Genomic DNA, 26385 nt, shown 5'->3' on the forward strand with positions numbered 1-26385 from the left:
CTACGATCGCCCCGTGGACTCCTCCCCTCCCCCGCCGCGTGCCACCGTCCGTCCGCTCGTCGCCGCCGACCTCCCGCGCGTCGTGGAGATCTTCGCCCCGTTCGTCCGCGACACGCAGGTGACCTTCGAGGAGGAGCCGTGGGACGTCGGGCGCTGGGAGGCCAAGCGACGCGAGCTCGCCGACGGGGGCCTCCCGTTCCTCGTGGCCGACGTCGACGGCGTCGTCGCCGGGTACGCCTACGCCGCCCCCTGGCGGCCGAAGGCCGCGTACCGGCACACCGTCGAGGACACGATCTACCTCGACCCCCGGTACACCGGTCAGGGCATCGGCACGGCGCTCCTCGACGCCCTGCTCGACGCGCTCCGCGCCTCGGGCGTGCGCCAGGTGGTGTCCGTCGTCGCCGACGTGCCCGACGCCGCGGGCTCCCTCCCGCTGCACCGCCGGTTCGGGTTCGTGGAGGCGGGACGGTTGACCGCGGTCGGCTTCAAGCACGGCCGGTGGGTCGACACGATCCTCCTGCAGCGCACCCTGACGACACCGGCGGACGACGCCGGGACCGCCGGGACCGCCGGGACGGTTCCTGGCTAGAGGCTCGCCGCCTGGCGGCGCAGGGTGGCCGTGCGCTCCTCGACCGTGCGCCACGCGCGCCGCCCGACCCCGGGGTGGGCGTCACGGTCGACGTCCGCGAGCGCCCCGGCGAGGTCGTCGAGGGTGCGGGTGACGACGCGGTGGGCGCGGCGTCGGGGCAGCCCCCAGGTGGTGCCTTCGGCGACGAGGTGCTCGGCGGTGAGGGCGTCCATGTCGCGGGTGCCGGCGACGTCCATGGCGAAGGTGCGGGAGGCGTGGGGGTGGTGGAGGTGCATGGAGACGTCGTAGGCGGGGGCGAGGCGGACGGTGCCGTCGTCGTGGCGCAGGAGCGAGATGTTCTTGGCGTGGGCGTCGGTGTTGCCGATGGCGAGGTTGAAGGTCGTGAGGGCGAGGAGGGGGTCGGGCCGGGTGCCGTCGTCGCGCAGGACGCGGGCGATGCGGGCGAGGGAGGGCAGGGCGCGGCCGTGCTGGAACTTGCGTTCGGGGTCCCGGGTGTTGATCCCGAGCGCTTGGGCGGTGTCCTCCTGGTGGACGCGGCGGATGCCGGTGGGGTGCGGGACGCGGTCGTAGCGGGTGACGACGATGCAGCGTTCGCCCTCGATCTCGGTGACGTGGGCGTCGACGGTGGTGAGGCCGGTGCGGCGGGCGAGGTCGAGGCTGGCGGCCTCGGTGTTGACGAGGTCGGCGGTGGGCGAGTCGGAGGGGCGGGCGAGCTTGAGGATGTGGGTGGTGGGGCTCGTGCCGTGGGGCCGGGCCCAGCCGTGGTGGTCGCGCAGGAGCGTGATCTTGGGCTCCATGCCGGGCAGGGAGCTGGTGAGGTGCTCGTGCCGTTCCGTGCCGCCGGCGCGGGCGGCGGCGGCGCGCAGGAGGCGTGCCACGGCGGCGTCGCCGAGGGGTTCGGGTGGTGCGGGTGGGGCGGGGGTGTGCCCGGCGGCGGTGAGGAGGACGGCGCCGGCGGTGTCGTGGCCGTAGCGGGCGAGGAAGGCGAGCGTGTCGTCGGGGTCGATGCCGGCGTCGATGGCGAGGGCGTCGCGGGTGCGTCCCTCGGGCAGGAGCCCGTCGAGCCAGGCGGCGACGCGGGCGGGGTGGGGTGGTGGGTCGTCCGGCGCCGTGAGGGGCAGGAGGTGGGACAGCACGCGGGCGTTGCGTCCCCAGCGGTCGAGCGCCTCGGGGGTCCAGGTGAGCGTGACGCGGTGGGTGCCGTCGGCGCTGCGGGCGTCGGCGGGTGCGAGGGTCGCGACGGGGGTGTCGTAGAGCCAGGCCGTGACGGTGGGTGTGAAGGTCACGGGCGCTCCTGGAGGCGCAGGTCGACCTCGAGGACGTCGAGGAGCTCGAAGAGCCGCTGGACCCAGAGGTTCTCGACGCCGTTCTCGAGCTCGGAGAGGTACTGGCGGGTGATGCCGAGGTCGTCGGCGACCTGCGCCTGGGTGAGGCCTCGGGCCCTGCGGACGTGGCTCAGGTAGGTGCCGAGGTCGCGCGGGTTGCGCGGCGTGGTCCAGGTGTCGGCCATGAGACCCTCCGGTGTCGTGATTCGCTGACGCGACCGTTGGGTCAGGTTAACACGACACCGGATCCACGGCGTGATATCCCGACACCCGGCGCGATCAGCCGGCCGTGCGTCGCAGGAGCGTGAGGTGCATGGCGTCGGTGCCGTGGACGTGCGGCCACAGCTGGACGTCCTGGCGCGCACCCAGGTCCACGGCGTCACGGGACTCCGGCCGGACGACACCACGGACCACCGCGGGCGTGTCCAGGATCTCGACGTCGTCGCGGCGGCGCAGCACGTCCGCGACGACCACCTGGGTCTCCGCGAGGTGCGGGGAGCACGTGACGTAGGCGACCACTCCCCCGGGCCGCACGGCGTCGAGCGCGGACGCGAGCAGCGCTCGCTGCAGGCCGGTGAGGACCGCGAGGTCTCCGGGGGTGCGCCGCCAACGAGACTCGGGTCGGCGGCGCAGCGCGCCGAGGCCGGTGCACGGGGCGTCGAGCAGCACACGGTCGTAGGCGGCGGGCTCGTCCTGCCCGACGTCGCGCCCGTCCCCGGTCCGCACGGCCTCCACCGCATGGGGCGGCACGGCCGCGAGCGCCTTCTCGACGAGGCGGGCGCGGTGCGGCTGGACCTCGTTCGCGACGAGGCGGGCCCCGCGCTCGGCGGCGAGGGCGCCGAGGAGCGCGGCCTTGCCGCCGGGGCCGGCGCACAGGTCAAGCCAGCGGGCGTCCGGGCCGACCGACGGGCCGTCCGCGCCGCCGTCGCCGAGCGGGGCGGCGGCGAGGGCCAGGGCGACGAGCTGGCTGCCCTCGTCCTGCACGCCGGCGCGCCCGTCGCGCACGGCGCCGAACGCGGCGGGGTCGCCGCCGTCGAGGACGAGCGCCGTGGGGGCCCAGCGGCCGGGGGTGGTGCGGTCGTCGGCGAGCTCGTCGGGGTCGGCGAGCCCGGGGCGGGCGACGAGCGTGACGCGGGGCGCGTCGTTGTCGGCGGCGAGGAGGTCGGCGAGCTCTCCTGGGTCGCGGCCCGTGCCGGCGAGGGCGTCGCGCAGGGCGCGGGCGACCCACACGGGGTGCGAGCCGGTGGCCGCGAGCGCCGTGAGCTCGTCCGGGGCGTCGGCGGCGACCTGGGCGAGCCAGTCGTCGAGCGGGGTGCGCGCGACGCGGCGCAGGACGGCGTTGACGAGCTGGGCGCTGCCCGCCCCGGTGCACGCGCGGGCGAGGCCGACGGTCTCCGAGACCGCGGCGTGCTGCGGGACCCGCATGCCGAGGAGCTGGTGGGCGCCGAGCCGCAGGATGTCGAGGACGGGCGGGTCGAGGCGGCCGAGGGGTCGGTCGAGGCACCGCGCGAGGATGGCGTCGTAGCGTCCGCGCAGGCGCAGGGTGCCGTAGGCGAGCTCGGTGGCGAACCCGGCGTCGCGCCCGCGGATCTCGCGCTGGCGCAGCAGCGGGGGCAGCACGAGGTTGGCGTAGGCGTCGGAGCCGTCGACCTCGCGCAGGACGTCGAACGCGGCGGTGCGCGCGGGGTCGGTGCCCTTGCGGCGCTGCGACGGGGCGACGGAGGAGCGGCTCGCCTCGCCGCGGGAGCGGGCGGCGCCGCGCTGGCGCCCGCGGGCGTCGCGGCGGGCGTCCTCGGCACCGCCGTCGCGGCTCGAGCGACTGCTGCCGGAGGCGGCCGTCGAACGCGTGTTCGACGCACCGGTCCCTCCTCGTGGGGCCGGGTTCGAACGTGAGTTCGACCCCGTGTCGTCACGCGCGCCTCGATCGGGGCGACCGCTCGAACGTGCGTTCGACCCCTGGTCCCGTCGGCGGTCGTCGGACCCGCGCGTCCCGCTGCCCGCGGTCACGCCGCCACCTCCGCCGCGCCGAGCACGAGGCCCTCGCGAAGCCGTGCGCCGCGCGCCCAGTCGGCGGCGGGCATGTGCTTCTTGCCCACCGGTGCGACGTCGCCGAGCTGGACGGCGTGCGTGACCGTGCCGACGAGGACCTCTCGCTTGCCCGCCCTCAGCGCGCCGGGTGCGAGGTCCGTGACGTCGGGGCGCGGCGTCACCGGGCCGAGGCCGAGGCGCGTCGGACCTCCCGACGCGTCCGGGACGGTGGTCCAGGCACCCGGGGCGGGCGTGCAGCCGCGCACGAGGCGGTCGACCGCGAGCGCCGGCACGTCCCAGCGCACACGCGCGTCGGAGGTCGTGAGCTTCGCGGCGTGGGACACGCCGTCGGCGGGCTGGGGCTGAGGCCGCAGGGTGCCGTCCTCGAGCGCGTCGAGCGTCGCGACGAGCAGCCCGGCGCCCGAGACGGCGAGGCGGCCGAGGAGGTCGCCGGAGGTGTCGCGGGGGCGGATCGTCTCGGTCGTGGTCCCGAGGACGGGGCCCGTGTCGAGGCCCTCCTCGAGGACGAACGTCGTCGCGCCGGTCACCTCGTCGCCGGCGATGATCGCGCGCTGCACCGGCGCCGCACCGCGCCAGGCGGGCAGCACGGAGAAGTGCAGGTTCACCCATCCGTGCGTCGGCACGGCCAGGACGTCGGGGCGCAGGATCTCGCCGTACGCCACGACGGGCGCCGCGTCGACCTGCAGGTCGCGCAGCGTGGCGAGGAACTCCTCGCCGCGGGGTCGACCCGTCAGGACGGGGACACCCGCCTCCTGCGCCCGCACCCGCACGGGGCTCGGCGTGAGGCGACGCCCGCGTCCCGCGGGGGCGTCGGCGCGCGTGAGCACGGCGACCACCTCGTGGCGGGAGCCGAGCAGGGCGTCGAGAGAGGGGACCGCGGTGTCCGGGGTCCCGGCGAACAGCAGGCGCATGGGCCCGAGTCTAGGTCCCGGGCCGCGGGACGACGGCGCCCGGGGACGCGGCGCGACCGTGCCGCGGGCCCGGGACGGGCGGCACCGGCGGCCGGGCGGACGGGCGCGCGGCGGTCAGCTCGGGCGGGGACGGGCGACGTCGACACCGAGGTCCCGCAGCAGGGCTCGCAGGCCGGGCGTCCCCCGGAACAGGTGCGTACGGAACCCGAGCCGGGCGGCGGCGTCGACGTTCGCGGCACTGTCGTCGGTGAAGAGGGTGCGTCGCGGGTCGAGGCCGAAACGCCCGATCGCACGCTCGAAGATCGCGGGGTCCGGCTTCGCGAGACCTTCCCGGCCGGAGACGAGGACGTCGTCCATCAAGGTGGTCGCGGGCGCGGCGTCGGCGGCGTGGTGGAAGAGCTCGGCGGACCAGTTCGTCAGCCCGTACAGACGCAGCCCCAGCCCGCGCAGCTCGTCCACGAGCTCGGCCGAACCCTCCACGGGTCCGGAGAGGGTCGCGGTGAAGTGCGTGAGGTACCGGTCGAGCAGGTCGACGTGGTGCGGGTGGCTGCGGGCCACCGCCGCGCGGGCCTCGGCCCACGTCGCCCCCGCGTCCCTCCCGTGGTTGAGCGCGGGGAAGTCGACGTCGGCGAAGAACGTCTCGACGGCCTCGGCGTCGTGCCCGTCGTACGCGCGGTACGGGTCCCAGCCGACCAGGACGTTGCCGAAGTCGTACAGCACGGCGTCGACCGCTCGTGGGGCGGCACCCGTCTCGCGGTGGCGGTCGGTCACAGGATCTCCTTCGGGTCGAGCTGCACACGGACGGAACCGCTCTCGCGTCGTGCCGAGCGGACGGCGAGCGAGGCGCCGAGCTGGCGGGCGAGCTCGCGCCCGTCCCGGTGCGGGACGCGCACGACGGCGCGCACCGGACGAGCGGCACCGCCGGCGAGGTCGGGGGCGTCGTCGGGCCGCGAGGGGGCGACCTCGACCGGTCCGAGCACCGTGTCCGGTCCCGCCAGCCCCACCCTGTCGAGGACCGCCGCCACCGCGGCACGGTCGCCCGTGACGGCGGCGACGCGCACCGCGGGCGGCAGCGCGAGCTCGGCACGCTCGTCGAGCTCGCGGTCCGCGAGACCCGCGGGGTCCCACCGGACGAGCGCGTTCGTCGGCGCGGGCGCGGCGTCGCCGACGAGGAGCACCTGACCGCCGTCGCCCGCCGGGCGCACGAGCGAGGCCGCGGCGAGCCAGCGCGCGAGCGCGTCCTGCGCGACGTCGAGCCCGACGTGCGCGGTGCTCACCGCGGCGTCCAGCAGCAGGGCGGCCGTGTACCCGCCGTCGGCGACCGGCTCCGCGCCGGGCGTCGCGACGACGAGGGCCGGCTCGCCGCCCACCGCGGCCAGCACGCCGCCGGCCGCCCCCGCGCCGGACATCCGCACCGGCACGCCCGGGAACGCGCGGCCCAGCTCCTCCGCCGTGCGCTGCGACCCCACCCGGACCGAGCGCAGACCCGTCCAGTGGCACTCGGGGCAGGACCAGCCGCCCGCGAGCGCGCCGCACCACGCGCACTGCGGCGCCGCGCCCGGCCCCGGCAGGGCGAGCGGGCCGTGGCAGGCCGTGCAGCGCGCGGGCGTGCGGCACCGCGCGCACGCGACGACGGGAAGGTACCCCGACCGCGGCACCTGCACGAGGACGGGTCCGTGCTCGAGCGCGGACCGGGCCGCGCGCCACGCCGCGGTGGGGATGCGCGCCGCCGCACCCGGGCCCTCGGCGGCGAGCTCGACCGACGTCAGGGCGCGCACGCGCGGCGCCCGGGACCGCACGACGTCGCGCGCCGCCGCGAGGTCGTGCGCCCACCCGCGCGCGAGCAGGGCGTGCCCCGCGACGGTGCGCCCGTGACCGCCCAGCAGGTACGCCGCGCCCTCCTGCTCGCTGCGCAGCGCGAGGACCTCGCGCGCGTGCGGGTACGGGGCGCGCGGCTCCGCCAGCGTGTCCTCGCCGTCGTTCCAGCACACGACGAGCCCCAGGTCCGCGACGGGCGCGAACGCCGCCGCGCGCGTGCCGACGACGACGCGCGCGAGCCCGCGCCGGACCGCGAGGAAGCCCCGGTAGCGCGGCGCGGGTCCCTCGTCGGCCGTCAGCCGGACCACCTCGCCACCGCTCGCGGAGTCCCACGCACCCAGGCCCGCCGCCGCGAGCGCCGCGCACACCTGGTCGACGTCACGCGCGTCCGGCACGACGACGAGCGCGCCCCGTCCGACGCCACGCACCACGCGCACCGCCTCCGCGACCGCCGCCGCCCAGTGCGTGACGGGCAGGACCGTGCCCGCGCCCCCGCGTCGTCGACCGCGACCTGCCGCTCCGTCCCCGGCCGCGGGTCCGCCTCCCTCAGGGCGGTCCGGCGCGGGGGCGAGCCCCGGCAGCGCGGTCCAGACGGCGCGCGGCGCGCCACCGCGCGCGAGGTGGGCGAGGAACGCGGGACCGGCCCGGTAGGCGCCCCACACCGAGGCCGCGCCAGGACCGGTGGGCGCCGTCGCCGGCACGCCGGACGACGGTCCGGGCTCCGTCCCCGTCGTGGTCCCGGTCGTCGTGACGTGCGCGGTGGACTCCTCCGCCGCGTCGCTGCCGGCCGGCACCCGGACCGTCCCCGCGGTCAGCCCCTGCTCGGCGCGCGCGTGCCGGGGCGGGACCGCGAGACGCAGCACGTCCGGCAGGGTGCCCGCGTACAGGTCGGCGACGGAGCGGGCGAGCCGCAGCACCTGCGGCGCCAGCACCGTCTCGGGCGACACGACCCGCCGCACGGGCTGCAGCCGGCCGAGGTGCTCCGAACGGTCGAGCCGGGCCAGGACGTACCCGTCGACGTCCCGCCCGGCGAACCGCACCTTGACGCGCGCGCCCGGCTGCGCGGCGTCGGACATCGCCGCCGGCACGAGGTAGTCGTACGGACGGTCCAGGTGAGCGGGCGCGAGGTCGAGCACCAGCTGGGCGACCGGGAGCTCGGTGGCGAGCTCCAGCGCCCCCACGGGCGTCGTACGCCGCGGCGCCTCGGGAGCGGGGACGTCGATGCCGGGGAGCACGTCCTGGACCGTGCGTGCGGGGTCGCCGACGTCCTCGCCGTCCGCGTCCCGGAAGGGCACGCGCCCTCCCGCACCCCGAACGGTCCCGTCCTCGCTGCTCACGACCTCATCCCACCACGGCCCACCCGCACGGCCGGAGCCGGGCGCGGGCAGGACGTGCGGGCCGGTGCGGCGCTCAGACGGCGGACTGCAGGGCCGCGACGCGGTCCGTGCGCTCCCACGTGAAGTCCGGCAGCTCGCGGCCGAAGTGGCCGTAGGCCGCCGTCGCGGCGTACACGGGGCGCAGCAGGTCCAGGTCGCGGATGATCGCCGCCGGACGCAGGTCGAAGACCTCGCGGATCGCGGCCACGATGCGCTCGACCGGCACCGTCTCGGTGCCGAAGGTCTCGACGTACATGCCCACCGGGTGCGCCTTGCCGATCGCGTACGCGACCTGCACCTCGCAGCGGCGCGCCAGGCCCGCCGCGACCACGTTCTTCGCCACCCAGCGCGTCGCGTACGCGGCCGACCGGTCCACCTTCGACGGGTCCTTGCCGGAGAACGCGCCGCCGCCGTGACGAGCCATGCCACCGTAGGTGTCGACGATGATCTTGCGGCCCGTCAGGCCGGCGTCGCCGCGCGGCCCGCCGATGACGAACGTCCCCGTCGGGTTGACGAAGAGCCGCGTCTCGCGCGTGTCCAGGTCGACGCCAGCGGCCTCGAGCACCGGGGCGACGACGTCCTCGGCGATCAGGCGGTGCAGCTTCTCCTGCACGACGTCGGGGTCGTGCTGCGTGGACAGCACCACGGTGTCCAGGGACACGGCCCGGTCGCCGTCGTAGCCGATCGTCACCTGCGTCTTGCCGTCCGGCCGCAGGCCGGGGACCGTGCCGTCCCGGCGGACCTGGGCGAGGCGCTCCGCGAGCCGGTGGGCGAGCCAGACCGGCAGCGGCATGAGGCTCGGCGTGTCGTCGCTCGCGTACCCGAACATCAGGCCCTGGTCGCCCGCGCCCTGGGCGTCGAGCGGGTCGTGCCCCGCGGCCGCGTCGTCGCGATCCTCGAGGCTCTTGTCCACCCCCTGGGCGATGTCCGGCGACTGCTGGCCGATCGACACCGACACGCCGCACGAGTCCGCGTCGAACCCGATCGCGGACGACGTGTACCCGATGCGCCGCACGACGTCGCGCACCACCTGCGGGATCTCGACGTACGCGTCGGTCGTGACCTCCCCCGCGACGTGCACGAGACCGGTCGTGACCATGGACTCGACCGCGACGCGCGACGTCGGGTCCTGCGCGAGCATCGCGTCGAGGATCGCGTCCGAGATCTGGTCGCAGACCTTGTCCGGATGACCCTCGGTGACGGACTCGGACGTGAAGAGACGGAGATCAGCCATGGCGCACAGCGTACCGTCCCGCAGGGTGGGCGCAAGCATCCGACAGGTGAGACATCGCGTCTAGCGGGCGGCCGCCGCCGCCCGGGTCACGACGGCGTCCCACACGGCGTCCGCGACCTCCCGCTTCGAGCCGGACGCCGTGGCGACGACCTCGCCCGAGCCGTCGACGATCGTCACGTCGTTCACGTCGACGCCGAAGCCCCGACCGTCGCCCACCGCGTTCACGACGAGCAGGTCGGCGCCCTTGCGCCGCGCCTTCTCCCGCCCGTGGTCGAGCACCGAGCCCGCGCCGTCCCCCGTCTCGGCCGCGAACCCCACGACCACCTGTCCCGGGCGCAGCCGCTCGTGCGCGAGCTCGGCGAGCACGTCCGGGTTCTCCACGAGCACGATCGGCGCCGGCCCCTGACCGGGCACCTTCTTGATCTTCGCCCCCGGTGCGCTCACCGGACGGAAGTCGGCCACCGCGGCGGCCATGACGACGACGTCCGCCGTCGCGGCCGCCGTCCGCACCGCCTCGCGCAGCTGCGCCGTGGTCTCGACCGGGACGACGTGCACGCCGGGGACCGGTGCCGAGGCGGTGCCCTCGTCGGGCCCCAGCACCTCGCCGTCGAGGTTCGCCGCGACGAGCGTCACGCGCGCCCCGCGCGCCTGCGCCGCGCGCGCGAGCGCCGCACCCTGGCGACCGCTGGACCGGTTGCCGATGAACCGCACGGGGTCGATCGGCTCGCGGGTCCCGCCCGCGGACACCACGACGTGCAGCCCGGCGAGGTCCTGCCCCTGCACCGGCGGCTCGCCCTGGCCCGGGTCCGTGGCCGGCACCGGGTCCGCGGCGCCCGTCGCGATCTCGAGCGCCGTGCGGGCGATCTCCTCGTGCTCGGGCAGCCGTCCCGGTCCCGTGTCGGCGCCCGTGAGCCGGCCCGACGCCGGCTCGATCACGTGCACGCCCCGGGCCCGCAGCGTCGCGACGTTCGCCACCGTGGCGGGGTGCTCCCACATCTCGGTGTGCATGGCGGGAGCCATCACCACCGGGCAGCGCGCCGTGAGCAGGGTGGACGTGAGCAGGTCGTCCGCGCGCCCCGTCGCCGCCCGCGAGAGCAGGTCGGCGGTCGCCGGGGCCACGACCACGAGGTCCGCGCCCTGGCCGAGCGCGACGTGCGGCACGTGCTCCACGTCCTCGAACACCTGGTCCGTGGCGGGCTCGCCCGACAGGGCCTCCCACGTGGGCGCGCCCACGAACCGCAGGGCCGACGCCGTCGGCACGACCCGCACCCGGTGCCCCTGCTCGCGCAGGAGCCGCAGCAGCAGCACGGACTTGTACGCCGCGACACCGCCGCTGACGCCGAGCACGATCCTCATGGGGCTCCTCGCGCACGAGACCGCCCCGCCCGGCAGCAGCCGGGCGGGGCGGTCGGTGACTCAGTCCTCGGAGCCCTCGGCGGGCTCGGAGCTCTCGATCGTCAGGAGGCCGGCGCTGATCTCGCGCATGGCGATCGACAGCGGCTTCTCCTGGTTGCGCGTCTCGAGCAGCGGGCCGACGTTCTCCAGCAGGCCCTCGCTCAGCTGCGAGTAGTACGCGTTGATCTGACGCGCGCGCTGCGCCGAGTAGATGACGAGCGCGTACTTCGAGTCGACGTGCTCGAGCAGGTCGTCGATCGGCGGGTCGGTGATGCCCTCGGGGGCGGCGACGGTTCCGGACACAGTTCGCTCCGTGGGGTTCTCGGGTCCTGCAGCCGGTCGCTGCAGCGGTTTCGTACGGTGGTGCGGCGCGCGGGAGGGGATGACGCGGCCGACGACGACGCCCGCGACGGTCGTCCCGGGAGGTCGGCGGCGGCGGCTCGCCGCACGCACCGACCTCCCAGTCTACTCCGTGCGCGCCGCCGCCCGCTGCGCACCGCTCCCTGGTGCCGGCCCGGCGCCGGGTCCCGCGTCGACTGGACGCGGCTCGAGCCCCATCACCCGGACGAGCTCGTCGGTCGCGCGGTGCACGTCGTCGTTGACGATGACGTGGTCGAACTCCGACTCCGCGGCGAGCTCCACGCGCGCGGTGGTCAGCCGCCGCTCGCGCTCCTCCGCGTCCTCGGTGCCGCGCCCCACGAGGCGGCGGACCAGCTCGTCCCAGCTCGGTGGGGCGAGGAACACGAACCGGGCCTCGGGCATCGACGCCCGCACCTGCCGTGCCCCCTGCAGGTCGATCTCGAGGAGCGCGGGCACCCCCGCGGCGAGCCGGTCCTCGACCGCCCGCCGCGGGGTGCCGTAGCTGTTGCGGCCGTGGACGACGGCCCACTCGAGCAGCTCGTGCTCCGAGACCATGCGGGCGAACTCGTCCGTGCCGACGAACAGGTAGTGCACGCCGTCCTGCTCGCCCGGGCGGGGGTCGCGCGTCGTCGCCGACACGGACAACCAGACCTCCGGGTACCGGGCGCGGATGTCCGCGGACACCGTGCCCTTCCCGACGGCGGTCGGTCCCGCCAGGACGGTCAGACGGGCAGGACGGGGCACGGGCGGGTGTGCGGAAATGTCAGCCAAACCTCTCGATGAGGGCCGCGGACTGGTGGGGGCCGAGGCCGCGGACACGACGTGTCTCGGCGATCCCGATCTCCTCCATGATCGCGCGAGCCTTCACCTTACCCACGCCGGGCAGCGACTCCAGCAACGAGACGACCTTGAGCTTGCCGATCATGTCGTCCGTCTGCCCGCGCTCGATGACCTCCTTCAACGAGCCCTGCGAGTACTTCAGGCGGTTCTTCACCTCGGCGCGGACCCGTCGGGCCTCCGCGGCCTTCTCGAGCGCGGCCGCGCGCTGTTCTGGGGTCAAGGGTGGTAGTGCCACTCAAGTCACCTACTCGTCGTCAGGCGGATGGGCCCACTCTGCCGGATCCGCGCGGGTACCGCACGCCGGGTCGTTCCCCGGCCCACCTGCGCGGACGTCGGCCCTTCGAACGTAGCGACCCCGCACGCGGCAGGCAACGACCGGGAACCGCGCGTCGGGGCGCCGTCAGGGCACGAGCCGCGCCGCGAGCGCGTCCCGCACGTCGTCCGTGACCCCGCAGGCCGCGAGGTACCCGTCGATGTCGCCGTGCTCGCGCTCCGCGAGCTCCCACGCGCTGCTCAGGTAGTCGGGCTCGACCGTCAGCAGAGGACCGAGCGCGGCCGCGTCGAGACCCGGGATCGGCGGGACGACCGCCGCGAGCCCGTCGGCTGCGGCCGCGCTCGCGAGGTACTCCGTCATGCGGTCGTCCTCGCCGACGCCCGCGACGTGCTGGGCGAGGGCGACCACCCACCCCGTACGGTCCTTCCCGGCAGAGCAGTGCACCACCACGGCTCCGGGCGCGGCCGCGAGGTCCGCGAGGACCCGGCCGACCGTCGCCCGGATCCCGGGGTCGCGCACGAACGTCTCGTACACCCCGAGCATCATGCGCCGCGCGACGACCGCCGGGTCGGGCGCCGTGACGAGGCTCGCGACGAGCGCCGCGGGGTCGGCCGACCGGCTCCCGCCGACCTCGTCCGACCCGGACCCGAGGCCGCGCGCGGGGTCCATGCCCCGGCGCAGCACCGTCACCCCGCCGGGCACGACGTCGACCCCGTCCCGCTCGAGCTCGTCGTCGCCGCGCAGGTCCAGCACGGTGGTGACCCCGAGGTCGGCGAGCGCCGCCTGGCCGCTCGCGGTGAGGCGCGACAGGCTCGCCGTGCGCAGGAGGACGCCCGGGCGCAGCGGCCCGGTGCCCCCCACGGGCACGGCGCGCCCACCGACGTCGCGCGCGTTCCAGGTGCCCTCGATCTCCAGCGCCCCGGGCACGGCGGGGCCCGGTGAGGCCGTCGGCGCGCCGAGGGGCGGGATCGCGGTGGTCGGGGCGGTGGCGCGCGTCGCGGCGTCGTCGGTGCTCATGCGGGCAGTGTCGCAGGTCGTGGCCCCGGCCACCCCCGCACGGGCCCGGTCCCCCGTCCCGGCGGCGCGCCGGTGCGGACCGGTACCGGCGGGCCCCGGGATCAGCCGCGCAGCGCGGCCGTCGCCTCGTCGGACGCCGCGCGCGCCGACGCGCGCAGGGCCGCGACGTCGGGCCCGGCGCGCAGCACACCGCGCGAGCTCGAGGCGAGGACCTGGCTGCGCGCGGCGCCGAACACGGCGGCGAGCTCGGCCGCGCCGGCACCCTGCGCGCCCACGCCCGGCGCGAGCAGGGGCCCGTGCACCGCGGCGAGGTCGCTCCCGGTCCGGGCTGCGGCGTCGCCGACCGTCGCCCCGACGACGAGGCCGATCGACCCGAGCGCGTCACCCGCCGCCACGGCCGGCGCGTTGAGCAGCGCCGCCTCGCGCGCGATCTGCGCCGCCACGGTCTCGACGTCCGCCCCCGCACCGCGGCGCGCGTGCTGCACCTCGTGGCCCTCCTTGTTGGAGGTCAGGCACAGCACGAACAGTCCACGTCCCGAGCCGAGCGCGAGGTCGACCGCGGGCTGCAGCGAACCGAACCCGAGGTACGGCGACACGGTGAGCGCGTCGGCCGCGAGCGGCGAGCCGTCCCGCAGGTAGGCGTCGGCGTAGGCGGCCATCGTCGAGCCGATGTCGCCCCGCTTGGCGTCCATGACGACGAGCGTGCCCGCCGCCCGGGCCGCCGCGACGACGTCCTCCAGGGCGGCGACGCCCCGCGACCCGTGCCGCTCGAAGAACGCCGACTGCGGCTTCACGGCGGCGACTCGGCCGCCGACGGCCTCGACGACGCGCAGGCCGAAGTCGCGCAGCCCGGACGCGTCGTCGGGCAGGCCCCAGTCCGCGAGCAGCTCGGCGTGCGGGTCGATCCCCACGCACAGCGGCCCGTGGTCGTCCATCGCCGCCGCGAGGCGGGCGCCGAACGCCGCGCTCACGCGCCGGCCCGCTGCCCGGCGACCGCAGCCGCCGCGCTCGCGACCGTCCGTTCCGTCGCTGCCGTGGCTCCCCCGAGACCGGTCCCGTTCATGTGCTCCTGCAGGCTCGCGACCTCGAACGGCCCCGCGAGGACCGCCTCGATGCCCTGCACCGCCGCCGCGAGCTGGTCGACCGTCGTCGCGATGGGCTTGTCCGCCGCGGTCGTGGCGGCACGGATCTCGTACCCGTCGGCGCGCGCGCCCTGCCCGGACGGGGTGTTGATGACCATGTCGACCTCGCCCGCGGTGATGAGGTCGACGATCGTCGGCTCGCCGTCGGCGCCACGACCCGAGGAGAACTTGCGCACCACGGTCGACGCGATGCCGTTGCGGCGCAGCACGCTCGCCGTGCCGGCGGTCGCGAGGATCTCGAAGCCGAGCTCCGCGAGGCGCTTGACCGGGAAGACCATCGAGCGCTTGTCGCGGTCGGCGACCGAGACGAACACGCGACCCGACGTCGGCAGGCCGCCGAACGCCGCCGCCTGCGACTTCGCGAAGGCCAGCGGGAAGTTCCGGTCGAAGCCCATGACCTCGCCCGTCGAGCGCATCTCCGGGCCGAGCACCGTGTCGACCACCGTGCCGTCCGCCGTGCGGAACCGCTTGAAGGGCAGCACCGCCTCCTTGACGGCGATCGGCGCGTCGAGCGGCAGGTCTCCCCCGTCGCCCTCCGCGGGCAGGACGCCCTCGGCGCGCAGCTCCGCGATCGACTCGCCCGCCATGACGCGGGCCGCGGCCTTCGCGAGCGAGGTGCCCGTCGCCTTCGACACGAAGGGCACGGTCCGCGACGCGCGCGGGTTCGCCTCGAGCACGTAGAGCACGTCGGACACGAGCGCGTACTGGACGTTGAGCAGGCCCCGGACGCCGACGCCCTTCGCGATCGCCTCCGTGGAACGGCGGATGCGCTCGATCTCCTGCTCGGACAGCGAGACCGGCGGCAGGACGCACGCCGAGTCGCCCGAGTGGATGCCCGCCTCCTCGATGTGCTCCATGACGCCGCCGAGGAACATCTCGGTGCCGTCGTACAGCGCGTCGACGTCGATCTCCATCGCGTCGTCGAGGAACCGGTCGATGAGCAGCGGCGCGGGCAGCAGGCCGCCCGCGGTGCGCTCGTCGGCGGCCGCGGCGGCCAGCGCGCGCTCGACGTACTCGGTGAGCTGGTCGACCGAGTAGACGATCTCCATGCCGCGGCCGCCGAGCACGTAGGACGGGCGCACGAGCACCGGGTAGCCGATGCGCGCCGCGACCTCGGTGGCCGCCTCGAGCGTGCGGGCCGTGCCGAACGCCGGGGCGGGCAGGCCCGCCTCGCCGAGCACGCGCCCGAACTCGCCGCGGTCCTCCGCGGCGTCGATCGCCTCGGGGCTCGTGCCGAGGATGGGCACGCCCGCGTCGGCGAGGCGCTGCGCGAGCGCGAGCGGCGTCTGGCCGCCGAGCTGGACGATGACGCCCTTGACCGGCCCCGCCGCGAGCTCGGCCTCGTAGACCTCGAGGACGTCCTCGAACGTCAGCGGCTCGAAGTACAGGCGGTCGGACGTGTCGTAGTCGGTCGAGACCGTCTCGGGGTTGCAGTTGACCATGACGGTCTCGTACCGGTCGCGCAGCGTGAGCGCCGCGTGCACGCACGAGTAGTCGAACTCGATGCCCTGGCCGATGCGGTTGGGGCCCGAGCCGAGGATGATGATCGCCTCGCGCTCGCGCGGCGCGACCTCGGTCTCCAGGTCGTAGGACGAGTAGTGGTACGGAGTGCGGGCCGCGAACTCCGCCGCGCACGTGTCCACCGTCTTGTAGACCGGACGCACGCCGAGCGCGCGGCGCACCTCGCGGACCGTCGCCTCCCCCGCCGGCCCCATGCCGCGCAGCCGCGCGACCTGGACGTCGGACAGGCCGTGCTTCTTCGCCTCGCGCAGCACGTCCTGCGTGAGCGCCGGAGCGCCGGCCACCGCGGCGGCCACCTCGTTGACGAGCTGGATCTGGTCGAGGTACCACGGGTCGATCTTCGTGGCGTCGAACACCTGCTCCACGCTCGCGCCGGCGCGCAGCGCCTGCTGGACGCCGATGATGCGGTTCTCCGTCGGGCGCGCGATCTGCACGAGCAGCTCGTCGAGCTCGGCACCTGCCACGGGCTCGCCGTCCCAGTGGAACACCGACCCGCCCTTGTCGATCGAGCGCAGCGCCTTGCCGAGCGCCTCGGTGAAGTTGCGCCCGAGGGCCATCGCCTCGCCGACGGACTTCATGGTCGTCGACAGCGTGTCGTCCGCGGCGGGGAACTTCTCGAACGCGAACCGCGGCACCTTGACGACGACGTAGTCGAGCGTCGGCTCGAACGAGGCCGGGGTGACCTGCGTGATGTCGTTGGGGATCTCGTCGAGCGTGTACCCGACGGCCAGCTTCGCCGCGATCTTCGCGATGGGGAAGCCCGTCGCCTTCGACGCCAGCGCCGAGGAGCGCGACACGCGCGGGTTCATCTCGATGACGATGACGCGCCCGGTGTCGGGGTGCACCGCGTACTGGATGTTGCAGCCACCGGTGTCGACGCCGACCTCGCGGATCACCGCGATGCCGATGTCGCGCAGGCGCTGGTACTCGCGGTCCGTGAGCGTGAGCGCCGGCGCGACGGTGATCGAGTCGCCCGTGTGCACCCCGACCGGGTCGACGTTCTCGATCGAGCACACGACGACGACGTTGTCGTTCTTGTCGCGCATGAGCTCGAGCTCGTACTCCTTCCAGCCGAGGATGGACTCCTCGAGGAGCACCTCGGTGGTCGGCGAGTAGTGCAGGCCCTGGCCGACGATCCGCCGCAGGTCGGTCTCGTCGTAGGCGATGCCCGAGCCCAGTCCGCCCATCGTGAAGGACGGGCGCACGACCATCGGGTAGCCGAGGTCGTCCGCCGCGGCCAGGGCCTCGTCGACCGTGTGGATGATCGCCGAGCGCGCGGACTCCCCGCCGCACTTCTCGACGACGTCCTTGAACTGCTGGCGGTCCTCGCCCTTCTCGATCGCGGCGATGTTCGCCCCGATGAGCTCGACGCCGTACTCCTCGAGGACGCCCGCCGCGTCGAGCGCGATCGCCGCGTTGAGGGCGGTCTGGCCTCCGAGCGTCGGCAGGAGCGCGTCGGGGCGCTCCTTGGCGATGATCGACGTGAGGACCTCGGTCGTGATCGGCTCGACGTACGTGGCGTCGGCGAACTCGGGGTCGGTCATGATCGTCGCCGGGTTCGAGTTCACGAGGACGACCCGCAGGCCCTCCTCCTTGAGCACGCGGCACGCCTGGGTGCCCGAGTAGTCGAACTCGCAGGCCTGGCCGATGACGATCGGGCCGGACCCGATGACCAGGACGCTGGAGATGTCGGTTCTGCGAGGCACGGTCAGCTCTCCTTGGTGGTCTGCAGGTCGGCGGCAGCCTCGGAGCTCGCGGCCCCGCCGTCGGGGCGGGAGGCCATGAGCTCGACGAAGCGGTCGAAGAGGTACGCGGCGTCGTGCGGGCCGGCCGCGGCCTCGGGGTGGTACTGGACGGAGAAGGCGGGCAGGTCGAGGCACTCGAGCCCCTCGACCACCTGGTCGTTGAGACCGACGTGGGACACGACGACGCGCCCGTAGCGGCCGCCGTCGTGCGGTGCCACGGACTCCGCGTCCACCGGTGCGTCGACCGCGAACCCGTGGTTGTGCGCCGTGACCTCGACCTTGCCCGTACGGCGGTCCATGACGGGCTGGTTGATGCCCCGGTGCCCGTACGCGAGCTTGTACGTGCCGTAGCCGAGCGCGCGGCCGAGGATCTGGTTGCCGAAGCAGATGCCGAAGAACGGCGTGCCGCGGTCCAGGACGCCGCGCAGGAGCTCGACCTCGTGCGTCGCGGCGCCCGGGTCGCCGGGGCCGTTGGAGAAGAAGACGCCGTCGGGCGCGAGCTCGTCGATCTCGTCGTTCGTCGTCGCGGCGGGCACGACGTGCACGCGCACCCCGCGCTCCGCGAGCCGCTGGGGGGTCATGGACTTGATCCCGAGGTCGACCGCGACGACCGTCGCGACGGGCTCGCCGTCCGGCGTCGAGCCCGCCACGGGCTCCACGACGTACGCCTCGGGCGTGCTGACCTCGCGGGCCAGGTCGGCGCCGGCCATCGCCGGGGCGGCCTTCACCTCGGCGACGAGGTCCTCCGTCGTGCGGGGGTACCCGTCGCGCACGAGCGCGTCGCCGGAGAAGATGCCGGCGCGCATGACGCCGAGCTCGCGCAGGTGGCGCGTGAGCGCGCGCGTGTCGACGTCGCTGATGCCGACCACGCCCTGCTCGGCGAGCTCGTCGTCGAGCGTGCGCACCGAGCGCCAGCTCGACGGCCGGCGCGCGGCGTCGCGCACGACGTACCCGGCGACCCAGATCTGCCGCGACTCCGGGTCCTCGTCGTTGACGCCCGTGTTCCCGATGTGGGGGGCGGTCATGACGACGATCTGGCGGTGGTAGGAGGGGTCGGTGAGCGTCTCCTGGTAACCGGTCATGCCGGTGTTGAAGACGATCTCGCCGACGGTCGTGCCGCGCGCGCCGTAGGCGCGCCCGGCGTGGACGGTGCCGTCCTCGAGGACGAGCAGGGCCCGGTCCGCGGTCACGGAGGTCGCTGAGCTGGTCACTGTGCTTCCTTGTCGTTCTGGTCGGCGACGTTCGGGTCGGCGACGTTCGTGTCGGCGGGCACGAGCGCGAGCACCGCGTCGAGCAGGCGCGGCACGTCGTCGTCGTGGCGGGGCATGAGGCCGGTGTCCAGGAGCACCGGGGCGGGTGACGGCGGGGTCTCGGCCGGTGCCGGCGCACCGCCGTCGGTGGCGGGCACGGGTTCGGCGGGCACGGCCCAGGAGACGACGACGATCGCCTCCTTGCCGACGAACTTGCCGGCCATGCCGGGGGTGAGCGCCGCGCCGGAGACGGCAGCGGCGGGGACCCACAGGTCCGGCGCGCCCGACCGGGCGGCGTGCAGGCCGCCGTCGTGCACGGTGACGACGGCGCGCGACCGGTCGCCCAGACCGTGGGCGCCCACGCGGGCGAGCCAGTCGCCCGCGAGCGTGCTCGAGACGTAGAGCGCGTCGAGGGGACCGAGCGTGACGGCACCGCGGTCGCCCGGGGCGGGCACGGCGGGAGGCGTCGGGACGACGCCCTTCGACCGGCCCGCGAGGCGGCGGCGCCCGATCAGCACGAGCGTGAGCAGGACGACGCCGAGGACCACCCAGATGCCGACCGCGACCGGCTGGGGCAGGTTCACGCGCGCACCTCCTCGACCGGGGCGCCGTCGAGCACCGTCGCGCGGCCCCGCAGGAAGGTCGCGACGACGCGGCCCGGCAGCTCGCGGCCCTGGAACGGCGTGTTGACGCTCGCCGTGGCCTGGGTCGAGCCGTCGACGACGCGGCGCGCCGCGGGGTCCACGAGCGTGACGTTCGCGGGCTCGCCGACCTCGAGCGGGCGACCCTGGGCCGTCGGGCCGGTGTCGATGCGACCGATCCGGGCCGGGTTCGCGGACAGCACGCGCGCGACGTCGGCCCACGTCAGGCGGCCCGTGTCGACCATCGTCTCCTGGACGACGGCGAGCGCGGTCTCGAGCCCCGTCATGCCGAAGGCCGCGGCGGCCCACTCGCAGTCCTTGTCCTCGACGGGGTGCGGCGCGTGGTCGGTGGCGACGATGTCGATCGTCCCGTCGGCCAGCCCGGCCCGCACCGCGTCGACGTCCGCGGCGGTGCGCAGCGGCGGGTTGACCTTGAACGTCGGGTCGTACCCTCGCGCGAGGTCGTCCGTGAGGATCAGGTGGTGCGGCGTGACCTCGGCGGTGACGTCGATGCCCCGGCCCTTCGCCCACCGCACGATCTCGACCGAGCCGGCCGTGGACAGGTGGCACACGTGCAGGCGCGAGCCCACGTGCTCGGCGAGCAGCACGTCGCGCGCGATGATCGCCTCCTCCGCGACCGCGGGCCAGCCCGCGAGGCCCAGCTCCGCGGACACGACGCCCTCGTTCATCTGGGCGCCCTCGGTGAGGCGCGGCTCCTGCGCGTGCTGCGCGACGACGCCGTCGAACGCCTTGACGTACTCCAGCGCGCGACGCATGAGGATCGGGTCCGACACGCACTTGCCGTCGTCGGAGAACACGCGCACGCGCGCGGCGGAGTCGGCCATCGCGCCGAGCTCGGCGAGCTGCTCGCCCGCGAGGCCGACCGAGACGGCGCCCACGGGGTGGACGTCGACCCAGCCCGCGTCGCGCCCGATGCGCCACACCTGCTCGACGACGCCCGCCGTGTCGGCGACCGGCGTCGTGTTGGCCATCGCGTGCACCGCGGTGAACCCGCCCGCCGCCGCGGCGCGGGTGCCGGACTCGATCGTCTCGGCGTCCTCGCGCCCTGGCTCTCGCAGGTGGGTGTGCAGGTCGACGAGGCCGGGCAGCGCGACGAGGTCGGTGGCGTCGACCACGACGACGTCGTCCCCGGCGCGGCGCCCCGCGGCGGAGCCGCCCGTGGGCGCGATCTCGGCGACCACGCCGTCGGCGAGGACGAGGTCGACCGGCTCGCCGCCGAGCGGGCGTGCCCCGCGCAGGACGTACGTGGTGCTGGTTGCGGCGCTGCTCACGGGGTGGCGACCCTTTCGGTGGAGGTGACGGGCGGGGCGGTGACGGGGGCTGCGGCGGGCACGGCCGGGTCCCCGACCGTCCCGGGCGCGTCCGTCCCCGCGAGGAGGAGGTAGAGCACGGCCATGCGGACCGCGACGCCGTTCGCGACCTGCTCCACGATGACGGCGCGCGGCGAGTCCGCCGCCTGCGCCGAGATCTCCAGGCCGCGGTTCATCGGCCCCGGGTGCATGACGACCGCGTGCTCCGGCAGCAGGGCCAGACGCCGGGCGTCGAGGCCGTACTTGCGCGAGTACTCGAGCGGGTTGGGGAAGAACGCCCCGCCCCCGGCGCCCGAGCCGCTCATGCGCTCGCGCTGCACGCGCAGCATCATCACGGCGTCGGCCGCCCCGTTCGGGCCGTCGCCCGCGAGCGTCGGGTCGAGGCCGTACGACACGTCGCACGGCCACGTCTCGACGCCCACCGGCAGGAGCGTCGGCGGGGCGACGAGCGTCACGCGCGCACCGAGCGTGTGCAGGAGGTGCACGTTGGAGCGCGCGACGCGCGAGTGCAGCACGTCGCCGACGATCGCGACGTGCCGGCCCGAGAGGTCCGCACCGCGCGCCGCGGCGTCGTCCGGCCCGGACGCGCCCGGCGCCTCCAGAGCGCTGCCCGACAGGTGCCGGCGCAGCGTGTAGGCGTCGAGCAGGGCCTGTGTCGGGTGCTGGTGCGTGCCGTCCCCGGCGTTGACCACCGCCGCGTCGAGCCAGCCCGCGTGCGCGAGCAGGTGCGGCGCGCCCGACGCCTGGTGCCGCACCACGACCGCGTCGGCACCCATCGCCTGGAGCGTCAGGGCCGTGTCCTTGAGCGACTCGCCCTTCGACACGCTCGACCCCTTGGCCGAGAAGTTGATGACGTCCGCCGACAGCCGCTTCGCGGCTGTCTCGAACGAGATGCGGGTGCGGGTCGAGTCCTCGTAGAAGAGGTTGACGACCGTGCGCCCGCGCAGCGTCGGCAGCTTCTTGATCTCGCGAGACTGGGTCGCGGCCATCTGCGCGGCGGTGTCGAGGATGCGGATCGCGTCCTCGCGGGCGAGCTCCTGGGTCGACAGCAGGTGCCTCATGCGCCGGCCTCCCCGCTCGCGTCGGGCTGCGGCGCCGAGCGGATGACGACCGCGTCCTGCGTCCCGGCGCCGTCCACCTCGTGCAGGCGTACGCCGACGCGCTCGCTCGTCGAGGTGGGCAGGTTCTTGCCGACGAAGTCCGGGCGGATCGGCAGCTCGCGGTGCCCGCGGTCGACGAGCGCGGCGAGCTGCACGGCGCGCGGGCGACCGAGGTCGCTGATCGCGTCGAGCGCGGCGCGGATCGTCCGGCCGGAGTAGAGCACGTCGTCGACCAGGACGACGACCTTGCCGTCGATGCCCGACGCCGGCAGGCGGGTCGCGCCGATCGGGCGCGTCGGGTGCCGGTGCAGGTCGTCGCGGTACATGGTCACGTCGAGCTCGCCGACGATCCCGTGCGCGTCCGCCGACGCGGAGGTCTCGCCGTCGATCGCGGCGAGGCGCTCGGCGAGCCGGTCGGCGAGGGGGACGCCGCGCGTCGGGATGCCGAGGAGGACGAGGTCGCGCACCCCCTTGTTGCGCTCCACGATCTCGTGGGCGATGCGGGTCAGCGCGCGGGAGATGTCCGCGGCCGTCATGACGACGGTCCCGTCGGACGGGGGTGTCGAGGGGGATGTGGGCACAGCAGCGCCAGAGCTCATGTCCGGCGACCTCCTTCCCCGCCTCACAGGACGGGCCTTAAAGGATGTCTGACGGTCCTCACCCTACCCGGCGGCGGGGGCGGACCAGGGGCGGGTCCGCCCGGTGGGACGCGGCGTCGGTCACACCGGGCCGACGCCGCGCCGCCACCGTCCAGGCGGGCCGCGGTGGGACTCAGGCCGTGATCGTCGGCTTCATCTCGACGATGCGGGCGAGGAGCCCGTTGACGAACGACGGCGAGTCGTCCGTGGAGAGCGAGCGGGCGAGGTCGACGGCCTCGTCGATCGCGACGACGTCCGGGACGTCGTCGTTGAAGAGGATCTCCCAGCCGCCGATGCGCAGCAGCGCGCGGTCGACCGCGGGCATGCGCTCGAGCGTCCACCCGTGGGAGTACGTCTCGAGCAGCTCGTCGATGCGGTCGCGGTGCGCGAGCACACCCTCGACGATGTCGACCGTGTACTGGGGCACCGCGGACTGCGCGGCGCCCGGGTCGACGATGCGGTCCGCGAGCAGCGTCGCGGGGTCGACCGTGCGCTGCTCCGCCTCGAAGAGGACGTCGAGCGCGCGCTTGCGCGCCTTGGTGCGTGCTCCCATGTGAGTGCGCCGGCCCGTCAGTCGTTCACGCGGCCGAGGTACGACCCGTCACGCGTGTCGACCTTGACCTTCGTGCCCTGCTCGAGGAAGAGCGGGACCTGGATCTGCGCGCCGGTCTCGAGCGTCGCCGGCTTCGTGCCACCGGTCGAGCGGTCGCCCTGCAGGCCCGGCTCGGTGTAGGTGATCTCGAGCACGACGGAGGGCGGGAGCTCGACGTACAGCGGCTGCCCGTCGTTCGACGCGATGAGCACGTTCTGGCTCTCGAGGAGGTAGTCCTTCGCGTCGCCGACGGTCGCCGCGGAGACGGTGATCTGGTCGTAGGTCGAGGTGTCCATGAACACGTAGTCCGCGCCGTCCATGTACAGGTACTGGAAGTCGCGGCGGTCCACGTTGGCCGTCTCGATCTTCAGGCCGGCGTTGAACGTCTTGTCGACGGTCTTGCCCGTGAGGACGTTCTTGATCTTCGTCCGGACGAACGCGCCACCCTTGCCGGGCTTGACGTGCTGGAACTCGATGACGCTCCACAGCTGGCCGTCGATCCGGAGCACGGTGCCGTTCTTGATGTCGTTGGTCGTCGCCACGTTCGTCTTCCTGTCGCAGGGTCTTCTGGGGGCTGCACGTGGCCGTCCCACCGGGCTCGGCACGAGGCGCCGGGCACGCGATGAACGCGCGGCTCTGGCGGACGGTCACGTCCGCTCGAGGGCGGAGCGGCAGATGGGCCTCGTCGATCCTACCGGAGCGCGCCGAGCACGCCGTCGGCGACGACGCCGACGACCGCCGCCCACGACATCGAGGCGAGCGTGCCGACCACGAAGCGCTCGGACGCCACGGGGTGCTCGCGCAGCTCGGGGTAGCGTCCGAGGCCTTTGATCGCGACGACGAACGCGATGCCGGAGGGGTACCCCGCCAGCAGGCAGCCGGTGATCGCGAAGCGCTCGAGGAAGCCGATCCAGGTGCCGCCACGCAGGGCCTTGACCGCCTCGGTCCCGATCGTGCCCGTCGTGGGAGGCGGCGGCACGGGCACCGACGCCGGGTCGGCAGCGCCCTTGCGCCCCAGCCTCCGCGGCCTCCCGGGGCGCGCTGCCGCACGCAGCACGCCCTGCGTCACGGGTGCGCCGCCGAGCACGCTCGCCGCGAGCGCCACCGCCCAGACGACGACGGTCCACACGATCGTCACCGGCTCCGTCATGCGTCGGTCTCCCCCAGCAGCCTCACGACGACGGGCCGTGCCGCCGCCTCCTCGGGCCAGAGCGCGGAGCGCAGCCTCTGGCTCACCGCCTGCTCGCTGATCGCGAGCCGGCGGGCCACATCCTTCTGGGTGCCACCGACATCCGCGAGGGTGTCGACGGCCTCCCACCCGGGCGAGCTCCGTCGTGCGGCGACGGCCGCGAGGAGCCGCACGAGCGCCTCGACCTCCTCGGCCCGACCGGGCCGACCGCCGCGCACGGCGACGGGCGCCGTGGCCGTGCGGGACTTCGCCTGGTCGACGGCCTCCCTCGCCCGGACGAACGCCTCGCCCGACGCCTCGCGGGACACGGCCGGGAGCGGCTCGTCGACCGGTCCGATGCCCAGGCCGACGCTCCAGCCCCCGTCGCGCAGGAGGTCGAGGACGACGTCGAGGACGGTCTCGGGGTCGTCGAGCACCCCCTGCACCTCGTCCCCCACGGTGCGGTCGAAGCCCACCACGACGCCCGGGCGTCCGTCGAGGAGCTCGCGCAGGTGGCGCAGGAGCGCCGGCACGCGGTCGGCGTGCCCCGTGCTCCCCCGCTGGTCGACCGTCAGGACGAACATGTTCTCCAGGCTATGCCCTTGATCCGTGGCGATCAATACTCCAGCCTTGACGCGGAGCCATCAAGGCTGGGCACCGTCACCCTTCAGGCGGGCGCCCACCGCCTCCAGCGCGAGCCGGTAGGAGTCGAACCCGAAGCCGGCGACCGTCCCGGTCGCGACCGCGCCGACGACCGAGTGGCTGCGGAACGACTCACGCGCCGCGGGGTTGCTCAGGTGCACCTCGACGAGGAGCAGACCCGACGTCGTGACCTGGGCCGCGGCGTCGCGCACCGCGTACGAGTAGTGCGTGAAGGCGGCGGGGTTGAGCACCACGTGCGCCCGGGTGTCGACGGCCTCGTGGAGCCACGCGAGCATCTGCGACTCGTCGTCCGTCTGGCGCGCCTCGACGTCGAGACCGAGCTCGCCGCCCCACCGCACCGCCGCCTCGCGCAGGTCGGCGAGCGTCGCCGACCCGTAGATCTCGGGCTCCCGCACGCCGAGCCGGCCGAGGTTGGGTCCGTTGAGCACGAGCACGCGTTCCATGCCCCGACCCTAACGCCGGGCGCGCCCGGGCTGCCGCGCCGTCCGCCGGCGTCGTCCACCCGCGTCGAGCACCCGCGCCGTCCGCACCGCGCCGCGCACCCGCCGGCCCGGCGGGCGAGGCGACGCGCCGTCGGGCACGCTGGCACGGTGACGACCGACGCTTCCCGCACCACCCCGTACCTGCACGCGGGCTTCGTCGCGCTGGCCCACCGCGGGTTCGCGCCGACCGGCCTGGAGAACTCCCTCGCGGCGTTCGAGGCCGCGCGCGACCTCGGCTACCGCTACGTCGAGACGGACGCGCACGCGACGAGCGACGGCGTCGCCGTCGCGCTGCACGACGCGTCCCTCGACCGGACGACCGACGGGCACGGCCTCGTCGCGCGCCAGCCGTGGCGCACTGTGCGGCGTGCGCGCATCGGCGGGCGCGAGCCGGTCCCGGCCCTGGAGGACCTGCTCGGCGCGTGGCCGGACCTGCGCGTCAACGTGGACGTCAAGTCGTCGGCCGCCGTCGCTCCCGTCGCCGAGGTCATCGAGCGCACGCGCGCGCACGACCGGGTCTGCGTGGCGTCGTTCTCCGCAGCACGGCGCCGCGCCACGGTCGCGCGCCTGTCCCGGCCCGTCGCCACGTCCGCCGCGCAGCCGGAGGTCGCCGCGGTGGTGATCGCCGCTCGGACCGGGGCGCCGCTGCGGCGTCGCCGGGTGGGCGTGGACTGCTTGCAGGTGCCCGAGCGCGTGGGCCGTGTGCGGGTCGTCGACCGCCGGTTCGTGCGCACCGCCCACGCCGCGGGTCTCGCGGTGCACGTGTGGACCGTCAACGCGGTCGAGGACATGGAGCGCCTGATCGACCTCGGCGTGGACGGGATCGTCACCGACCGCGCCGACATGCTCCGCGACGTCCTCGCCCGTCGCGGGCGGTGGCGCGCGCCCCGCCCCTGACAGGACGGTTCCGCCCCGACGTCGCAC

At 75.3% G+C, this 26385-nt stretch carries 26 protein-coding genes; 2 read left to right on the plus strand and 24 right to left on the minus strand.

Annotated elements, in window-relative coordinates:
* Nucleotides 1–13: 13 nt before the first annotated feature.
* A complete protein-coding gene (locus ACZCLJ_RS03605) occupies nucleotides 14–589 on the plus strand; it encodes an N-acetyltransferase family protein (RefSeq protein ID WP_463105500.1) in 576 nt (191 codons plus the stop codon).
* Here ACZCLJ_RS03605 and ACZCLJ_RS03610 read toward each other — a convergent pair.
* The 24 genes from ACZCLJ_RS03610 to ACZCLJ_RS03725 form a co-directional block, all read right to left on the minus strand.
* Nucleotides 586–1875 (minus strand): HipA domain-containing protein, encoded by a 1290-nt coding sequence (locus ACZCLJ_RS03610; protein WP_463105501.1) that lies wholly within the window; start codon nucleotides 1873–1875, stop codon nucleotides 586–588. The two genes, ACZCLJ_RS03605 and ACZCLJ_RS03610, sit on opposite strands and share 4 nt — an antisense overlap.
* Nucleotides 1872–2099 (minus strand): helix-turn-helix domain-containing protein, encoded by a 228-nt coding sequence (locus ACZCLJ_RS03615; RefSeq protein ID WP_251150949.1) that lies wholly within the window; start codon nucleotides 2097–2099, stop codon nucleotides 1872–1874. The genes ACZCLJ_RS03610 and ACZCLJ_RS03615 overlap by 4 nt, the downstream gene beginning before the upstream one ends.
* Nucleotides 2100–2193: 94 nt before the next feature.
* Nucleotides 2194–3921, minus strand: a complete 1728-nt coding sequence (locus ACZCLJ_RS03620) for an RsmB/NOP family class I SAM-dependent RNA methyltransferase (RefSeq protein ID WP_463105502.1) — start codon at nucleotides 3919–3921, stop codon at nucleotides 2194–2196.
* Nucleotides 3918–4874 (minus strand): methionyl-tRNA formyltransferase, encoded by a 957-nt coding sequence (fmt, locus tag ACZCLJ_RS03625; RefSeq protein WP_251150947.1) that lies wholly within the window; start codon nucleotides 4872–4874, stop codon nucleotides 3918–3920. The genes ACZCLJ_RS03620 and fmt overlap by 4 nt, the downstream gene beginning before the upstream one ends.
* A gap of 114 nt (nucleotides 4875–4988) precedes the next feature.
* Entirely contained in the window at nucleotides 4989–5645 is a 657-nt protein-coding gene (locus tag ACZCLJ_RS03630; RefSeq protein ID WP_463105503.1) for an HAD family hydrolase, read from the minus strand.
* Nucleotides 5642–7987 (minus strand): primosomal protein N', encoded by a 2346-nt coding sequence (locus ACZCLJ_RS03635; RefSeq protein WP_463105504.1) that lies wholly within the window; start codon nucleotides 7985–7987, stop codon nucleotides 5642–5644. Before ACZCLJ_RS03635 ends, ACZCLJ_RS03630 begins: the two co-directional genes overlap by 4 nt.
* A gap of 115 nt (nucleotides 7988–8102) precedes the next feature.
* Nucleotides 8103–9302: a methionine adenosyltransferase gene (gene metK, locus ACZCLJ_RS03640; RefSeq protein WP_251150945.1), complete on the minus strand. Its 1200-nt coding sequence runs from the start codon at nucleotides 9300–9302 to the stop codon at nucleotides 8103–8105.
* A gap of 60 nt (nucleotides 9303–9362) precedes the next feature.
* Nucleotides 9363–10658, minus strand: a complete 1296-nt coding sequence (gene coaBC, locus ACZCLJ_RS03645; RefSeq protein ID WP_463105505.1) for a bifunctional phosphopantothenoylcysteine decarboxylase/phosphopantothenate--cysteine ligase CoaBC — start codon at nucleotides 10656–10658, stop codon at nucleotides 9363–9365.
* Between the two features lie 60 nt (nucleotides 10659–10718).
* Nucleotides 10719–11000: a DNA-directed RNA polymerase subunit omega gene (rpoZ, locus tag ACZCLJ_RS03650; RefSeq protein ID WP_251150943.1), complete on the minus strand. Its 282-nt coding sequence runs from the start codon at nucleotides 10998–11000 to the stop codon at nucleotides 10719–10721.
* Nucleotides 11001–11162: 162 nt separating this feature from the next.
* Nucleotides 11163–11801: a guanylate kinase gene (gene gmk / locus ACZCLJ_RS03655; RefSeq protein ID WP_251150942.1), complete on the minus strand. Its 639-nt coding sequence runs from the start codon at nucleotides 11799–11801 to the stop codon at nucleotides 11163–11165.
* 19 nt (nucleotides 11802–11820) lie between these two features.
* Nucleotides 11821–12132: an integration host factor, actinobacterial type gene (gene mihF / locus ACZCLJ_RS03660; RefSeq protein ID WP_021482878.1), complete on the minus strand. Its 312-nt coding sequence runs from the start codon at nucleotides 12130–12132 to the stop codon at nucleotides 11821–11823.
* A 165-nt stretch (nucleotides 12133–12297) separates the two neighbouring features.
* Entirely contained in the window at nucleotides 12298–13188 is an 891-nt protein-coding gene (locus ACZCLJ_RS03665; protein WP_463105506.1) for a tyrosine-protein phosphatase, read from the minus strand.
* A gap of 101 nt (nucleotides 13189–13289) precedes the next feature.
* Entirely contained in the window at nucleotides 13290–14159 is an 870-nt protein-coding gene (gene pyrF, locus ACZCLJ_RS03670) for an orotidine-5'-phosphate decarboxylase (RefSeq protein WP_463105507.1), read from the minus strand.
* The gene (carB, locus tag ACZCLJ_RS03675; RefSeq protein WP_463105508.1) at nucleotides 14156–17557 is read right to left on the minus strand and encodes a carbamoyl-phosphate synthase large subunit; all 3402 of its coding nucleotides are present in this window, start codon (nucleotides 17555–17557) and stop codon (nucleotides 14156–14158) included. The genes pyrF and carB overlap by 4 nt, the downstream gene beginning before the upstream one ends.
* A 2-nt stretch (nucleotides 17558–17559) precedes the next feature.
* Entirely contained in the window at nucleotides 17560–18807 is a 1248-nt protein-coding gene (gene carA / locus ACZCLJ_RS03680) for a glutamine-hydrolyzing carbamoyl-phosphate synthase small subunit (protein WP_463105509.1), read from the minus strand.
* Nucleotides 18804–19430: a PH-like domain-containing protein gene (locus ACZCLJ_RS03685; RefSeq protein ID WP_463105510.1), complete on the minus strand. Its 627-nt coding sequence runs from the start codon at nucleotides 19428–19430 to the stop codon at nucleotides 18804–18806. Before ACZCLJ_RS03685 ends, carA begins: the two co-directional genes overlap by 4 nt.
* On the minus strand, nucleotides 19427–20779 hold the full coding sequence (locus ACZCLJ_RS03690; protein ID WP_463105511.1) for a dihydroorotase: 1353 nt from the start codon (nucleotides 20777–20779) through the stop codon (nucleotides 19427–19429). Before ACZCLJ_RS03690 ends, ACZCLJ_RS03685 begins: the two co-directional genes overlap by 4 nt.
* Nucleotides 20776–21879, minus strand: a complete 1104-nt coding sequence (locus tag ACZCLJ_RS03695; protein ID WP_251150936.1) for an aspartate carbamoyltransferase catalytic subunit — start codon at nucleotides 21877–21879, stop codon at nucleotides 20776–20778. The genes ACZCLJ_RS03690 and ACZCLJ_RS03695 overlap by 4 nt, the downstream gene beginning before the upstream one ends.
* The gene (gene pyrR / locus ACZCLJ_RS03700; RefSeq protein WP_463105512.1) at nucleotides 21876–22517 is read right to left on the minus strand and encodes a bifunctional pyr operon transcriptional regulator/uracil phosphoribosyltransferase PyrR; all 642 of its coding nucleotides are present in this window, start codon (nucleotides 22515–22517) and stop codon (nucleotides 21876–21878) included. Before pyrR ends, ACZCLJ_RS03695 begins: the two co-directional genes overlap by 4 nt.
* Nucleotides 22518–22689: 172 nt before the next feature.
* Nucleotides 22690–23109 (minus strand): transcription antitermination factor NusB, encoded by a 420-nt coding sequence (gene nusB / locus ACZCLJ_RS03705; protein ID WP_463105513.1) that lies wholly within the window; start codon nucleotides 23107–23109, stop codon nucleotides 22690–22692.
* 17 nt (nucleotides 23110–23126) lie between these two features.
* Nucleotides 23127–23690, minus strand: a complete 564-nt coding sequence (efp, locus tag ACZCLJ_RS03710) for an elongation factor P (protein ID WP_251150934.1) — start codon at nucleotides 23688–23690, stop codon at nucleotides 23127–23129.
* A 149-nt stretch (nucleotides 23691–23839) separates the two neighbouring features.
* The gene (locus ACZCLJ_RS03715) at nucleotides 23840–24298 is read right to left on the minus strand and encodes a hypothetical protein (protein ID WP_251150933.1); all 459 of its coding nucleotides are present in this window, start codon (nucleotides 24296–24298) and stop codon (nucleotides 23840–23842) included.
* Nucleotides 24295–24900, minus strand: coding sequence for a SatD family protein (locus ACZCLJ_RS03720; protein WP_251150932.1), 606 nt, complete (start codon nucleotides 24898–24900; stop codon nucleotides 24295–24297). Before ACZCLJ_RS03720 ends, ACZCLJ_RS03715 begins: the two co-directional genes overlap by 4 nt.
* Before the next feature lie 60 nt (nucleotides 24901–24960).
* Entirely contained in the window at nucleotides 24961–25422 is a 462-nt protein-coding gene (locus tag ACZCLJ_RS03725) for a type II 3-dehydroquinate dehydratase (RefSeq protein ID WP_251150931.1), read from the minus strand.
* A 147-nt stretch (nucleotides 25423–25569) separates the two neighbouring features.
* Between ACZCLJ_RS03725 and ACZCLJ_RS03730 the strand changes: the two genes are divergently transcribed.
* A complete protein-coding gene (locus ACZCLJ_RS03730; protein WP_463105514.1) occupies nucleotides 25570–26358 on the plus strand; it encodes a glycerophosphodiester phosphodiesterase family protein in 789 nt (262 codons plus the stop codon).
* Nucleotides 26359–26385: the final 27 nt, after the last annotated feature.

It is taken from the genome of Cellulosimicrobium sp. So1_17 (assembly GCF_055181235.1).